General features: G+C 44.1%; 18 protein-coding genes. 12 read left to right on the top strand and 6 right to left on the bottom strand.

Annotation, left to right across the window (positions count from 1 at the left end; genetic code table 11):
• Positions 1-52: 52 nt before the first annotated feature.
• The 12 genes from ABL924_RS11185 (at position 53) to ABL924_RS11130 (ending at position 8,131) form a co-directional block, all read left to right on the top strand.
• Positions 53-445: a rhodanese-like domain-containing protein gene (locus ABL924_RS11185; RefSeq protein ID WP_349027178.1), complete on the top strand. Its 393-nt coding sequence runs from the start codon at positions 53-55 to the stop codon at positions 443-445.
• 141 nt (positions 446-586) lie between these two features.
• Positions 587-2,398: a translational GTPase TypA gene (gene typA, locus ABL924_RS11180; protein WP_349027177.1), complete on the top strand. Its 1,812-nt coding sequence runs from the start codon at positions 587-589 to the stop codon at positions 2,396-2,398.
• Between the two features lie 391 nt (positions 2,399-2,789).
• Entirely contained in the window at positions 2,790-3,383 is a 594-nt protein-coding gene (gene hisB / locus ABL924_RS11175; protein WP_349027176.1) for an imidazoleglycerol-phosphate dehydratase HisB, read from the top strand.
• A 29-nt stretch (positions 3,384-3,412) separates the two neighbouring features.
• Positions 3,413-4,057, top strand: a complete 645-nt coding sequence (hisH, locus tag ABL924_RS11170; protein WP_349027175.1) for an imidazole glycerol phosphate synthase subunit HisH — start codon at positions 3,413-3,415, stop codon at positions 4,055-4,057.
• Positions 4,058-4,099: 42 nt separating this feature from the next.
• Positions 4,100-4,834, top strand: coding sequence for a 1-(5-phosphoribosyl)-5-[(5-phosphoribosylamino)methylideneamino]imidazole-4-carboxamide isomerase (gene hisA, locus ABL924_RS11165; protein WP_349027174.1), 735 nt, complete (start codon positions 4,100-4,102; stop codon positions 4,832-4,834).
• Positions 4,834-5,607 (top strand): imidazole glycerol phosphate synthase subunit HisF, encoded by a 774-nt coding sequence (gene hisF / locus ABL924_RS11160; protein WP_349027173.1) that lies wholly within the window; start codon positions 4,834-4,836, stop codon positions 5,605-5,607. The genes hisA and hisF overlap by 1 nt, the downstream gene beginning before the upstream one ends.
• Positions 5,604-6,002, top strand: a complete 399-nt coding sequence (gene hisI / locus ABL924_RS11155; protein WP_349027172.1) for a phosphoribosyl-AMP cyclohydrolase — start codon at positions 5,604-5,606, stop codon at positions 6,000-6,002. Before hisF ends, hisI begins: the two co-directional genes overlap by 4 nt.
• Positions 5,995-6,312 carry a phosphoribosyl-ATP diphosphatase gene (locus ABL924_RS11150; RefSeq protein WP_349027171.1) on the top strand — a complete coding sequence of 106 codons (318 nt, stop codon included), beginning with the start codon at positions 5,995-5,997 and terminating at the stop codon, positions 6,310-6,312. The genes hisI and ABL924_RS11150 overlap by 8 nt, the downstream gene beginning before the upstream one ends.
• Positions 6,313-6,360: 48 nt before the next feature.
• Positions 6,361-6,576 carry a twin-arginine translocase TatA/TatE family subunit gene (gene tatA, locus ABL924_RS11145; RefSeq protein WP_349027170.1) on the top strand — a complete coding sequence of 72 codons (216 nt, stop codon included), beginning with the start codon at positions 6,361-6,363 and terminating at the stop codon, positions 6,574-6,576.
• A gap of 1 nt (position 6,577) precedes the next feature.
• Positions 6,578-6,910, top strand: a complete 333-nt coding sequence (gene tatB / locus ABL924_RS11140) for a Sec-independent protein translocase protein TatB (RefSeq protein ID WP_349027169.1) — start codon at positions 6,578-6,580, stop codon at positions 6,908-6,910.
• Positions 6,897-7,697, top strand: a complete 801-nt coding sequence (gene tatC / locus ABL924_RS11135) for a twin-arginine translocase subunit TatC (protein ID WP_349027168.1) — start codon at positions 6,897-6,899, stop codon at positions 7,695-7,697. The genes tatB and tatC overlap by 14 nt, the downstream gene beginning before the upstream one ends.
• Positions 7,698-7,987: 290 nt before the next feature.
• A complete protein-coding gene (locus ABL924_RS11130; protein ID WP_349027167.1) occupies positions 7,988-8,131 on the top strand; it encodes a hypothetical protein in 144 nt (47 codons plus the stop codon).
• A 66-nt stretch (positions 8,132-8,197) separates the two neighbouring features.
• On the opposite strand, the gene ABL924_RS11125 is transcribed toward ABL924_RS11130, so the two are convergent.
• The 6 genes from ABL924_RS11125 to ABL924_RS11100 form a co-directional block, all read right to left on the bottom strand.
• Entirely contained in the window at positions 8,198-10,207 is a 2,010-nt protein-coding gene (locus tag ABL924_RS11125; protein ID WP_349027166.1) for a nucleoside-diphosphate sugar epimerase/dehydratase, read from the bottom strand.
• Positions 10,208-10,316: 109 nt separating this feature from the next.
• Positions 10,317-11,492 (bottom strand): DegT/DnrJ/EryC1/StrS aminotransferase family protein, encoded by a 1,176-nt coding sequence (locus ABL924_RS11120; protein WP_349027165.1) that lies wholly within the window; start codon positions 11,490-11,492, stop codon positions 10,317-10,319.
• Positions 11,493-11,507: 15 nt separating this feature from the next.
• Positions 11,508-12,128, bottom strand: a complete 621-nt coding sequence (locus ABL924_RS11115) for an acetyltransferase (protein ID WP_349027164.1) — start codon at positions 12,126-12,128, stop codon at positions 11,508-11,510.
• Complete coding sequence (locus tag ABL924_RS11110; protein WP_349027163.1) at positions 12,125-12,715, bottom strand: sugar transferase; 591 nt, start codon at positions 12,713-12,715, stop codon at positions 12,125-12,127. Before ABL924_RS11110 ends, ABL924_RS11115 begins: the two co-directional genes overlap by 4 nt.
• Positions 12,712-13,926: a glycosyltransferase family 4 protein gene (locus ABL924_RS11105; RefSeq protein ID WP_349027162.1), complete on the bottom strand. Its 1,215-nt coding sequence runs from the start codon at positions 13,924-13,926 to the stop codon at positions 12,712-12,714. The genes ABL924_RS11110 and ABL924_RS11105 overlap by 4 nt, the downstream gene beginning before the upstream one ends.
• The coding region (locus ABL924_RS11100) for a heparinase II/III-family protein (protein WP_349027161.1) at positions 13,923-14,957 on the bottom strand (1,035 nt) is incomplete at its 5' end. The genes ABL924_RS11105 and ABL924_RS11100, both read right to left, overlap by 4 nt.

The following is a 14,957-nucleotide window of genomic DNA, read 5'->3' as shown; positions in this document are numbered from 1 at the left end:
CATTAGCTAATATAACTAATAAAACTCATCGCGCAGTGCTTCTATAACCCAAATGATAGAAAACCTAACACCTCAACAAGCCTGGGAAGTACTACAGCAAAATGCCTCCGCCGTTTTGGTCGATGTACGCACGCAGATGGAACACGCTTATGTCGGTCATCCGATTGGTGCTGTTCATGTCGCGTGGAAAGAAGCGCCAATCTGGGCAATTAACCCCAATTTTGTTAGTGATGTTAGTAAATTGATACCCAATCTTGATGCGCCAATCTTATTTTTATGCCGTAGTGGACAACGCTCGTTAAGTGCCGCAAAAGCCTTGGAAGATGCGGGTTATAAGCGGCTTATCAATATCATTGACGGTTTTGAAGGTCCATTAGACTCACAAAATCATCGCGGTAACTTAGGCGGCTGGCGGTATTGCGGCTTGCCTTGGCAACAAAGTTAGCCTCATAGCTCATAGTAAACTAGGCCAAACAAGGAAATAAAGTCCAAAACGGACATCCTGAACATTCTACTTTTTACCTACTTAAGCCAGATGGTTCAACAACTTCTGGTAACCACTAAACCCTTAGAGTACACAGCTAAAGTGATCCAAAATTTAAGAAATATCGCCATCATCGCCCATGTTGACCACGGTAAAACGACCCTGGTTGATAAATTATTGCAACAATCCGGTACGTTTGCCGCCCACACCAAAGTGACCGAGCGCATGATGGATTCCAACGATATTGAAAAAGAACGCGGAATTACCATTCTGGCAAAAAATACCGCCCTGGATTGGAACGGTTACCATATCAATATTGTTGATACCCCCGGCCATGCTGATTTTGGCGGCGAAGTCGAACGGGTTTTGTCGATGGTGGATTCAGTTTTGCTGTTGGTCGACGCCGTTGATGGCCCGATGCCGCAAACCCGTTTTGTCACCCAAAAAGCCTTTGCTTTAGGCTTAAAACCCATCGTCGTTATCAATAAAATTGACCGTCCTGGCGCACGTCCTGATTGGGTAGTCGATCAAACCTTTGATTTATTTGACCGCTTGGGTGCAACCGACGAACAACTGGATTTTCCTATCGTATTTGCTTCGGCAATCAATGGCTATACCGGTTTGGAACACACTATCACCGGAGGTGATATGACGCCGTTGTTTGAAACGATCGTGTCAAAAGTAAAACCACCTGCGGTTGATATGGACGGCCCGTTTCAAATGCAGGTTTCCAGCCTGGATTACAATACTTATGTCGGCGTTATTGGTATTGGGCGTATCCAGCGCGGCAGCATTAAACCCAACCAACAATTGACTATTGTTAATCGCGAGGGCGTTGAACGCAAAGGGCGCATGTTACAAATTTATGGCTTTCATGGCCTAGAACGAATCGAAGTCCCTGAAGCCCGTGCTGGTGACATTATCGCCTTTGCTGGGATTGAAAAACTGGAAATTTCCGACACCATCTGTCATCCCGATTTGGTTGAAGTTATGCCGCCGTTATCAGTAGATGAACCGACGGTGACGATGACGTTTCAAGTCAATAATTCACCATTTGCCGGTAAAGAAGGTAAATATGTTACGACTCGGCAAATCCGCGACCGACTCGAAAAAGAATTGCAACATAACGTCGCCCTAAAAGTTGAAGATACGGGAGACCCTGATAAATTCAAGGTATCCGGCCGTGGCGAATTGCATTTGTCCGTCCTGATCGAGAACATGCGCCGCGAAGGCTTTGAAATGGGCGTATCGCGTCCAGAAGTTATCATTAAAGAAATTGACGGCAAAAAATGCGAGCCCTTTGAAATGGTCACTATTGAAGTGGAAGAAATCCATCAAGGTACTATCATGGAAAAACTGGGTGAGCGTAAAGGCGACTTGACCAATATGGTGCCAGACGGCAAAGGTCGAATTCGCTTGGAATACATGATGCCTTCACGCGGGCTAATTGGTTTCCAGACCGAATTTATGACGGCAACCTCGGGGTCGGGCTTGCTTTACCATGTATTCGACCATTACGGTCCGATGAAAGCCGGTGAAGTAGGCAATCGTCAACGCGGCGTGATGATTTCAATGGTGGCAGGCAAAGCCGTAACGTATTCATTGCATCCATTGCAAGAGCGCGGCGAATTGTTATTGGTCAATGCCGATGAGGTTTACGAAGGCATGTTAGTAGGCTTACATTCCCGCAGCAATGATTTGTGCGTAAATCCCTGTAAACCTAAGCAATTAACTAACGTCCGCGCATCGGGTACTGATGAAAGTCTGGTGTTGGCGCGGATTCAAAAAATGACATTGGAGCAGGCGCTAGAATTTATAGCAGAAGACGAACTGGTAGAAGTTACGCCGAAATCGATACGTTTACGCAAGAAATTATTGACTGAAAACGAACGGAAAAGAGCAGCAAAAGGTTAAACCAAGCCAATTCGTTGTGGTTTTTATAACTGGAGGCTTTATTTAAGCCATAAAAAAGCCCCGTCGCATTGCACGAAGGGGCTGTTATCGTCTGCTTGGTCAGCTTTGGGATCAATCCTTGGTAGCATCCCGTTGAAAATACTTCATCCGTCTTCACTTTTGACGACGATTGGATTATCTCAGTAAAGCCGCATAAAAAATGCAGGTAAAGGCGTATCTTGCTGTAGTCTTAAGATTACTTGTATGATGGCGGTGATTTTTAAAGCATTAGTCGTGAAGTTTTAGTACCGAATCTTAAATAAAATTTTTTATTTTACCGAGATAACAGCCTGTTACTTGTACTACAATAAGCACTGTGATTAAACTTTAAGCCCTCACCAAATCCCAGAAAATGGAACAGCGTACTGCACAAATCGAGCGTAATACCCTCGAAACGCAAATCAACGTCAACATTAACCTTGATGGAACAGGGAAATCCTCGTTTGATACAGGCGTTCCTTTCCTTGAACATATGCTCGACCAGATCGCCAGACATGGTTTAATTGATATTGAAGTCGTTGCCAAAGGTGATTTGCAAATTGATGCTCATCATACTGTTGAAGATGTTGGTATCACTTTGGGACAAGCTTTCGCCAAAGCTGTCGGCGACAAAAAAGGTCTTGTTCGTTATGGCCATGCCTACATCCCGTTAGATGAAGCCCTGTCCCGTGTAGTCGTGGATTTTTCCGGTCGCCCAGGCTTAGTGTACGACGTTAAGTTTCCACGCTCCACGATTGGCAGTTTTGATGTAGATTTATTTCGTGAATTCTTTCAAGGCTTTGTCAATCATGCGGGTATTACCTTGCACATCGACAACCTGAAAGGAACTAACGCCCATCATGTTGCTGAAACCATTTTTAAGGCGATGGGGCGTGCCTTACGGATGGCTGCTGCACTTGATCCCAGGATGGCAGGCATGATGCCGTCAACCAAAGGTAGCCTCTGATTTCTAGCCCTTTCTGATTCTTTTCTAAAATGTCTTCAGTCGCTGTTATTGATTACGGTATGGGTAATCTCCATTCCATTGCAAAAGCTTTGCAACATGCCTCGCCTGAATGCGACGTGCATGTTACTTCATCAGCAGAAGCTATCCAGAATGCCGATAGGGTTGTATTTCCTGGTGTCGGGGCGATAGGTGATTGTATGCAAGCACTTAACCAATCGGGCTTATCAAAAGTCATTACAGAAGTTGCCAAGATCAAGCCATTTTTAGGAATTTGCTTAGGGATGCAAGCTCTGTTGACCGATAACGAAGAGAGCGGTCACACCCAAACATTGGGCATTATTCCTGGGCATGTCGTCCGCTTTGCTGAATCCCTGAAAGACTATAACGGCAATATCCTGAAAATACCGCACATGGGCTGGAATCAAGTACATCAAGTACCCCATCCATTATGGAAAAACATAGCGCAGGACAGTCGATTTTATTTTGTCCACAGTTACTATGCCAAACCTGATAGCACTTCTGTAGTTGCTGGAACAGCTGAATATCCGGCTGCTTTTGCCTGCGCACTCGCCCAACAAAACATTTTTGCCGTACAATTCCACCCCGAAAAAAGCCAGGCGGTGGGTTTGCAGTTGCTGAAAAATTTTTTGCGTTGGGATGGACGCTTTGATTAACCACTATTCGACTAAACTATTTGCTGTTGAGGACTTACTTGTATGTTGTTAATACCCGCAATTGATCTTAAAGGAGGCAAGTGTGTCCGTTTACGCCAGGGTCGCATGGATGATGACACGGTTTTTTCCGATGATCCGGTCGCTGTTGCTGGTCGCTGGGTAGCAGCAGGTGCCAAACGCATTCATTTGGTCGATTTGGATGGCGCATTCGCCGGAAAACCGCGCAATGCCGATGTCATTCATGCCATTGTGGAAGCGTATCCCAACGTACCCGTGCAGATTGGCGGCGGTATCCGTGACGAAGAAACCATACAGGCATACCTGAATGCTGGAGTCGAATACGTCATTATTGGCACCAAAGCAGTTAACACACCGCATTTTGTCAAAGAAATGGCGATAGAATATCCGCGTCGCATCATCGTCGGGCTCGATGCCAAAGATGGCAAAGTGGCAATCGATGGTTGGTCAAAACTTTCACGCCACGATGTCATTGACATGGCGCAGCACTTCGAGGAAGACGGCGTTGAAGCCATTATCTACACTGATATTTCCAGGGATGGCATGATGCAGGGGGTCAACGTAGAAGCCACGGCAAAATTGGCTAGGGCTATACGTATCCCAGTCATTGCTTCCGGCGGTATTACTTCACTAGAAGACATTAAAGCTTTGGGGGCAGTTGCTGGTGACGGCATTATGGGTGCAATCACTGGCAGGGCTATTTACGAAGGAACGCTTGATTTTGCCGAAGCCGCCAAATTGGCTGCATCATTCGACTGATGAGCCTCGCAAAACGCATCATCCCTTGCTTGGACGTTGACAATGGCCGCGTCGTCAAAGGCGTAAAGTTTGTTGATATTCGCGATGCCGGCGATCCGGTAGAAATCGCCAGACGTTATGATAGGGAAGGGGCGGATGAAATTACCTTCCTCGATATTACCGCAACCCACGATAACCGTGAAACAATGGTTCATGTCGTTGAGCAAGTCGCCAGTGAAGTGTTTATTCCCTTGACGGTGGGTGGTGGTATTCGTACGTTAGAAGATATTCGCCGAATGTTGAATGCAGGTGCCGATAAAGTCGGCATTAACAGTGCTGCCGTGTTTAATCCAGAGTTTGTCCGCGAAGCGGCTGAACGTTTTGGCTCTCAGTGCATTGTCGTCGCCATTGATGCCAAGAAAGTAAGTCAGCAGGGTGAAGCAGGTCGGTGGGAAATTTTTACCCACGGCGGACGTAAGAGCACAGGTATTGATGCGGTTGAATGGGCGAAAAAAATGGTTCAATACGGCGCAGGTGAAATCCTGTTGACCAGCATGGACAGGGATGGAACGCGTATCGGTTTTGATTTGCCGTTAACCCGCGCCATTAGCGAAGCAGTCTCCGTACCCGTTATTGCATCTGGAGGTGTCGGCAACCTGGATCATTTGGCGGATGGCATCATCGAAGGCAAGGCCGATGCGGTGTTAGCGGCCAGTATCTTTCATTTTGCCGAATACACCATTCAGCAAGCCAAAGAACGCATGGCTGAACGCGGAATTGAGGTTCGCTTATGAGCAGCACCCAATGGCTGGATGAAATAAGCTGGACAGACGAAGGTTTAGTACCCGTTATCGCACAAGATGCTGAAACAGGTAAAATCCTCATGTTTGCTTGGATGAATCGGGAATCTTTAGCTTTGACTGTAAGTGAAGGCTATGCCGTGTATTGGTCCAGGTCGCGCAATAAACTCTGGCATAAAGGTGAGGAATCAGGACATCGTCAAAAAATTGCCGGTATTTATCTCGATTGTGATGAAGACGTTATTGTGTTGTTGGTCGAACAAATTGGCGGCATCGCTTGTCATACAGGGCGGGAAAGTTGTTTTTACCGACAATTATTAGAAGGCAAATGGCTAGCAGTTTCGCCCGTACTTAAAGACCCTAAGAACATCTACAAAGTCCATGAGTGACGTATTGCAACAACTGGCACAAGTGCTGGAACAACGTAAACTGGAATCAGCAGACAAATCTTATGTTGCCAGCCTGTACGCAAAAGGTCTAGATACCATCCTGAAAAAAATTGGTGAAGAAGCAGCCGAAACCATAATTGCCGGAAAAGGCGGCGATAAACAACAGATTATTTATGAAACCGCCGACCTTTGGTTTCATTGTATGATTTTACTGGCTGACCAAGGATTAGGTCCTGATGATGTATTGAGTGAGCTGCAACGGCGCTTTGGGTTGTCTGGCCTGGATGAAAAATCGCAGCGTAAAGACTAAGTAAATAGTATATATTGTTCATTCTTGATTAACTATGCAGGAGCTACAATGGGCATCAGTGTTACAAAATTGTTGATCGTGTTGGCTATTATTATTGTTATTTTTGGGACTAAACGCCTTAAAAATGTAGGTGCTGATTTGGGTGGAGCAATCAAAAGTTTTCGTTCTTCCCTGCGTGAAGAGGAAGATAAAGACATCGCTAAAAGCGATGACGATAAGCCCATAGACGGCGAAGTTACCTCCAAAAAAGAAGATAAGAGCTAAGATGTTTGAAGTAGGCTTTTCTGAGATTTGCATGGTCGCACTGGTGGCCCTGTTGGTCATAGGGCCGGAAAAATTGCCCAAGGTCGCTCGGATGGCTGGGTTTTGGGTAGCCAAATCAAAACGAATGCTAGCTTCCGTCAAACAAGAAATCAGCGAAGAGTTTCAAGCGGAAGAGCTCCGCCAATCGCTTAAAAACCAAACTGGCATCAAGGATTTTCAGAAAATTCTTGATGATACCTCCAGTGATTTTCATTCTATGAAAGAATCAATCAGCCTGAAACCAGAAATTAACAATATAACGCAAAAAAACGTAGATCAGGATGAGCGAAGTTAATCCTGAAGAGGGTCTCGAGCAACCTGAGCAGACTTTTATCAGCCATCTTATAGAGCTACGCAATCGCTTACTGTGGATTGTTTTTTGTGTACTAGCCGTATTTTTTGGTCTTACCTTCCTCGGCTACACCAATAAAATTTATAGCTTAGTAGCTGATCCCTTGATGAAACACATGCCTGCGAATAGCACTATGATTGCTATCGATGTGGCTTCACCTTTTTTAACCCCCTTTAAGCTTTCACTGATTGCCGCTATATTTATTTCAATACCAATCATACTGTATCAATTTTGGGCATTTGTCGCGCCAGGCTTGTATAAGCATGAACGCCGTCTGATTCTGCCGTTAATAATCGCCAGCACCCTGTTGTTTTATCTGGGTGTGGTTTTTGCGTACTTTGTGGTTTTCCCGTTGGTATTTGGTTTTTTAACTGCAACAGCTCCTGTCGGCGTTGCCGTTATGACTGACATCACCAAATATCTGGACTTTGCGTTGACCATGTTTTTTGCATTCGGTGTCTGTTTCGAGATACCCATACTCACCATTGTCTTGGTATGGACGGGAATAGTCACTCCTGCCACGCTCGCTGCACAGCGTCCTTACGTCTTTTTGGGTGCGTTTATAGTAGGCATGTTCCTAACCCCGCCTGATGCCATTTCCCAAACAATGCTGGCTATCCCAATGTGGCTGCTGTTTGAAATAGGGTTATTATTTTCCAGGCTGTATACCCCCAGAAGTGATGTTGAAACCGGCAATCCTCAAACTGCAATAGCAAAAGACGAAGATTAGGAAGGTTTTTTATTCCTTGCACAAAATAATTTGCTTTCATTTAGTCAAGCAAAGCCCAATATCCTAACTGAAATAAAGGTTTCAAGTTGATTTCAGCACAATAATTGTGACAGAGTTAACAAAAAACTTGACTTTTATTATTGTTTATTAATAAGAAACAATACGTTTATTATTAGGCGTATTGTCTTATATTATTATCTGTCTATACTGTACACCATACGATCAGCTAAGGGCTTATCAACTAGCCCGATACTGAACAACTTGGTTTTTAACTTTTTTGGACTTAATTAATGAGTAATTTAAACAAAGACATCTTGATAGGATTGTTGTTCATCACGGGAATTTGGAGTTTTATTTCCGGCCAATTCATCTTCTCAACTGTGCTATTTGCAGGTGCTGCAATTTACAGCAACGTGGTTATGCGTACCAACTAAACGCGTTAGCTTTCTTCAACTGTGTTGTAATACAAGCAGAACCCCCTCATAACTCTGCTTGATTTTTCACCTCCCGCTGTGACAGCACAACGGGAGGTTTTTTTTGTCTTCATTTTCGCTTCGCGCGATATTTTCCTTAATGGCGTGTTTCCATAGCACGTCTTCAACATCACACTGTGGCACATAACCTGTAACCGCATATTTTAAGACCGATCTAACCAGCTCAAAATCTTCATTCTGGGTCGCTTTTTCCAATGTCGCGAGCAATATTTCCAATTCCGCCCAAGAGATTATCTGCTCTTCAGCACGCATGATGCGCTTATGCGCGGTTTCGGAAACATTGTCCCCTATCAACAATTCCTCATAGAGCTTCTCACCTGGTCGTAGGCCAATAAGACTGATTTCGATCTCTCCTCCTGGATGACTTTTGTCTTTTACTTCCAGGCCGCTTAGATGAATCATGCGCTTTGCCAAATCAATAATTCGAATGGGATCGCCCATGTCTAAAACGAAAACATCTCCACCTAAGCCCATGCCCCCAGCCTGAATCACCAACTGTGCCGCCTCTGGTATCGTCATAAAATAACGGATAACCCTAGCGTCGGTAACCGTCACAGGGCCGCCCCGCGCTATCTGTTCCCTAAACAATGGCACAACAGAGCCGGATGAGTCTAATACATTACCAAACCTTACCATGGTGAAACGAGTGTGATGATTATCAGCATCCTGGCTTAGCGCTTGCAGGATCAATTCAGCAAAACGCTTGGTAGCACCCATAGTATTGGTGGGCCTTACTGCCTTGTCTGTTGAAATTAACACAAATGTTTCAACGTTTGAGCTAATGGCGGCTTTTGCGGTATTTAAAGTCCCAAAGATATTATTCCAGACCGCCTCGCCTGGATTCTTCTCAACCATCGGCACATGTTTGTAGGCTGCGGCATGATAGATAGTTTGCACTGCAAATGTTTTGCACACTCTTTCGACTCGGGATGCGTTCGTCACTGAACCGAGCACTGAAATTATTGCTATCTCTTGTGCAGGGTTTGCATTAGTGGATAGCTGTTGTAACTCTTTTTCAATCGCATACAGACAATACTCGCTTAATTCAAAAAGAACCAATAGCTTCGGCTGTAGTTCTATAATTTGGCGACATAGCTCGGAGCCTATCGATCCACCCGCCCCAGTCACCATTACCACCTTGCCGATGATATTAGCGGATAACAGTGAAGTATCTGGAGGCACTGAATCCCGACCCAAAAGATCACCAATTTCGATCTCCTGTAGCGAATCAACCTTAACCTTACCTTCCGCAATTTCGGATAATCCCGGCATAGACATCACATGTACCGCATAAGGTTCCAATAAACCGATGATCTCACTCTTTCTTGACCGTGTTGCAGATGGGATAGCCAACAGCACATCCGACAACTTGTGTCGCTCAATTAAATAACACAGTGAACTCAGCGGATAAATACGTAAGCCATTAACCTTTTGTCTATGTAACGCGGTATCGTCATCAATGAAAGCTACCGGCTTAAATTCACGACCATGATATAACGCAGCAGCCAATTGGACACCTGCGCTACCAGCCCCATAAATAACAACATTTTTTTTGCTATTTCTTCCAAAACGCCTGCCGCCGCTCAAACTAATATAAGTTTCACCTAACCACCAGCGCACAAAAAACCGGCTGCTGGCAACAAGCACCATCATATTCAGCCAATTTAAAGGTGAAACTGTCCGGGGAATGCCCTTAACGCCGGATTGATACAGGATAAATGCAAAAATAAGTGCATAAAGGGTGCAAGCTTGAATAATCGTCCATAACGCCCTAATTTCTATGTAACGGATGATTGCCCGGTACAGCCCCAGCTTTAAAAAAATGGGCAAGGCGACAATAGGCGCAGTAACAAACAGATACCATATATTACCTTTAGGTACATAAAGCTCACCGTAACGTAAGGAAAATGCAGCCCAAAAAGCCAACAACGCGAAAAAAATATCCGCACTGATTAGTATGGCCGCTTTTGTGCGCCTGGAAAGGCTTATAAACCAGTGGGCTAATTGTGAACCCATATAGACATAGACCTATTCAAATTGAATTTAACATTAAATTTCTAAACTATCATGATAGCTTGCCTTAACAAGACTGAACAAACGACATCGCTAGTACATGACGGACAATCTATTTTGAGGCTTTCGCCATTACTTTAACAACAACATCACATGTTTTCTGGATTTCGAACTCAGTCAAAGTTGGATGGACCAAAAACATCAGGCTAGTTTCCCCTAATTCTTTTGCTATAGCTAAGCGTTTTTCAGGCCGCCATCCAGTGTTCTCAAATGCTTTTTCTAAATAAACTTCCGAACAAGACCCTGAGTAACACGGGACATCATCTGCAATAATTTCATCCATAATGCGGTCACGGCTCCAACCATCCTTAAGTCCTTCCGAACGCACAAACACATAGCATTTATAAGCAGCATGTTGAATATAATCGGGCAAACTAGGCACCCTAAGGGTAGCAATCTCACGCGCAGCACCCCAAATCTTATACGCGTTAGCTTGGCGTTTTGCATTCCACTCCTTCATACGCTTAAGTTGTATCCGCCCTAAAACTGCTTGCATCTCAATCATTCGCCAATTAGTCCCGAAACTATCGTGTAGCCATCTAAATCCAGCCAGATGTTCTGTTTCGTATACCGCTGCCCATGACTTGCCATGATCTTTGAAGGACCACATTTTTGACCACAACAATTTATCATTAGTGGTTACCATGCCGCCTTCACCGCCTGTCGTCATAATCTTATCCTGACAAAATGACCAAGCACCAATATGGCCTATTGAGCCAACAGACTTCCCTTTGTATTTTGCACCATGTGCTTGTGCACAGTCCTCTATCACAAACAGGTTGTATTCAGCAGCCAAAGCCATAATGCCATCCATGTCGCAAGGCCAGCCCGCTAAATGCACACATACGATGACTTTCGTCCGTTGTGTAATGACCTCTTTTATAGTGGTTGGTGAGATATTTTGAGAATCCGCATCCACATCCGCAAATACTGGCCTAGCTCCTGAATTAACGATTGAAGAGACAGACGCTAGAAAAGTGCGCGAAGTAACAACGACTTCGTCACCTTCACCGATTCCTAACGCTTTGAATGCCACATCTAAGGCTACAGTGCCATTTGCCAGTGCAACTGCGTAAGCACAGCCTGTAAAGGCCGCAAATTCTTTTTCAAATTCGCGAGATTCATTACCCGTCCAGTAATTTACTTTGTTGGACAATAGAACCTTATGGACGGCATCAGCTTCTTCGGTTGAATAGCTTGGCCAAGGAGAAAAATTCGTATTTAACATATATCGATACTAAAATTAAAAGGCTTTCGCTGGAACACCAACGACAGTTAAACCATCAGAAATATCATTCACAACTACTGATCCAGCCCCTACCACTACCTGCCGACCAATTGACACACATTGTTTTATATTTGCCCCTATACCTAACCAAGTTAACGCTCCTACAAATACGGCACCAGCAATATTTACTCCAGGGCTAACATGTACGCCGTACTCGATCATGCAGTCATGGTCTACCGTAGCAGAAGTATTGATGATAGTAGCCATACCAATCTTAGCAAAGGGATTAATTACAGCCCCCGCCATAACGACAGAACCTGCACTGATCTCTGAATAGCCACTTACAATTGCGAGCGGATGAATCAGAGTTGCTAAATTGAACCCCTGTGCAATTAAATACAACGATTTGTCATAACGAATGGAATTGTTTCCGATGGCAACTATTGCGCTGTTATAAGCGTCAGAATTTTTCGCTAAGCTGTTTGTGTCCCCCAGCACATTCCACGGGCCATTAGTAATCACATCCGGCCAATTGTCATCGAAAAAATGAATTTCATCCCAACCGCAAAGCTCGGCAATTTCAGCAACTACTTTGCCGTGTCCGCTAGCCCCTAAGATTGCCAGCCTTCTTATCAATGAATGCCTTTAAATGGTTCAATTGTCACATGTCCTTCTGTATTAATTCCATCCCGGATCAAAACTTTTTTAACCGTCAAGAGTAAAATCTTAATGTCTAATCTTACCGATTGGTTCTCAACATACCAAACATCGCGTTTGAATTTTTCTTCCCAGCTAATGGCGTTGCGGCCATTAATTTGCGCCCAACCGGTTACCCCAGGTTTAACTTCATGACGACGCACTTGCTCGTCGGTATACAAAGGCAAATATTCCACAAGCAGAGGTCTTGGACCCACTAAACTCATGTCACCTTTAAGCACATTCCAGAGTTCCGGCAATTCATCCAGACTGGTAGAACGCAAAAATTTCCCGAATGGAGTAAGCCGTATTTCATCAGCACACAAATTACCCAACGCATCCCGCTCATCGGTCATCGTTCGTAATTTGACCATCTCAAACAGTTTTCCTTGCAAACCAGGTCTTGTTTGCCGGAAGAATATGGGATAACCCAGCTTTATTTTTACCAGAAATGAAATAATCAATAGGATCGGTAACCAAAACGGCAAAAATAGGACAACGATTGCAATATCAAAAATACGTTTCATTGCGTTCCTTCTAACCAGTCAACAAATTGGGCAGAAAGCTTATTCCGGTCAAACTTCTTTACTGCTAAGTCTTTAGCATTAACGCCCATAACTTTCAGCTCATCTTTATTATCAGCTGCATTAACTAATGCATCCGCGAATAACTCCGGGTTTTCAGGAAGCACCGCATAACCGCAATTATTATCCACTATCATCTCTGCTAACCAGCCAGGATAATTATTTAAAACCGGTAGCCCTGCTGAAATATAATCAAAAAACTTATTAGGTGAAGTTCCAAAATAAAAAGCAGGAATATTAGCCAGTATTTGCATGCCTATATCGGCCGCAGCCATCAAATTTGCCAAATTTGCTTTATTAACAGGTGGATGAAATATAACGTTTTCTAATTCAAGTTCTTTTGCCCGCACTATAAGCTCGGCTTTAAGCTTGCCTTCTCCGACCAACACCAATTTTATATCATTACGGTTTCGTTTCTTAAGTACAGCCGCAACATCTAAAACCGCATCCAAGCCATTGGCTATCCCATGCGTTCCGGTAAAAATTGCCATGAGGTCGGAAGGATTAACACCTTCTGGCCGCCAGGGCTGATCGAAACTATTAAATAGTGTAATATCGCAACCATTCGGAATCATTGCTATATTTTTGTTAAGCACTCCACGAGCGGTAATTCCCTCGACAATTCCGGGTGACAAACCAATTAGGCGATTGGCTGACCGATACGATGCCCATTCTAAGAAATACATCAACGCAAGGATTACGGGATTCGTTATCACCCCCATCGCTTTAGGCAATTCCGGCCACAAATCCCTCACTTCAAACACAAATTTTTTGCCCTTTAACCAATGAGCGAAAATTCCTGGAATACCTGCGGTTAATGGCGTTGTGGTTGCAAATACAAGATCATAATCTTTGGTTAAAGCAATAATCACACTGTGAGCAGCAAACTTGATAAAAGTAAATCCACGCTTGATGAACCCATCTTTGTTGGAGTATGCTAAATTTAATTCAATAATTTCAATGCCATCGACATTACCTTGGCGCCGATTATTGACAAATTCGCCGGTTAATCCCGTTTGTCCGCCGCCATAACTTCCACAGACCATGACGACTTCATGGCCATGATCAACTAATTTGCACGCCATAGCATAAGAGCGGATTCCAGCAGATCCTTTAGGCGTAGAGAAATGTTGATGAAAATACAATATTTTCATGAATGCAACCTGAACTCTGTCACTATTTTCCCTTCTTGGCTTAGCTCAACTTCTAAAACAGGGGCGCTGGTCTTTTGTAAATAATAACGTGACTCCCAGCCCTCTACAATTTCAAATCGTATAATAGGCGCACTAGCAGTAATGTTAAGTGAATGACTGCCAAGGGTTAGCGATTGATCATTAATTTGCCATTGCCCTGGACATAGTCGCCAGCGCAAGATAGCTTTGTCCTTAAGGCCAGCAATTTCGTCGTACACACTTAAGCCATCATCGGTCAATCTTATAGAGCGGGTATGGCTTGCATTTTTGTAATCGCGGTAGCTTGCCCGGAATAATTGGGTGTCATCTGCAAGTCTTGTTAACTCATAGCTTGATTTTAACCATTCTCCGAACAGAAAACGGCTTAATCTTGGCATTTGGTCTCTATCATCAAACTGTATCGTATTATGACCTAGCGTACCTGAAAAATAATCCAGCCACTTCTTTTCGGTATTATAGCTATAAGTGCCAGCGTCGCTAAGCAAACTTTTGCCTGCAACCCATAAATCGACGTGCAACGCGTCAGCCTGGCTTGGACGAAACCGGAAACGAGGAAAACGCAATAATGCCATTGCATTATTCTTACGAAAAACAGCGTAACCGCCATTATCAAACAGGTAATTATCGGTTTGAATGGCTAACTCCACTGGCAATTTAACACCTAGCCAATCAAGGGTATTATTCCATGCCCCATTACCCTGATAAGCCAATTTACCAACAAATAGAACCATAGATAACTGCACTGACGGACGAAAATCTCTATAATCGGCATCTGACAAAGCTAGCAAATGGGCACCGTCGTTTGCGCCAAGATTAGGGGCATCGCCCGTGTTGGAGTCCACCATAGCGTACAACCAGTAAACCGCACTAACAATACGAGATTGCCAATTTTCTGGAAAAGGAGATAGGTTTAAATGTCTTCGCCAAAGCTCTACCATACACATCGTATCCAGCATCATACGATGATAATTGACTGAATATTGGCTAAAACT

This window comes from Methyloglobulus sp. (assembly GCF_040079455.1).
Classification (GTDB): Bacteria; Pseudomonadota; Gammaproteobacteria; order Methylococcales; family Methylomonadaceae; genus Methyloglobulus.
This window is presented reverse-complemented; position numbering and strand designations above follow the sequence as displayed.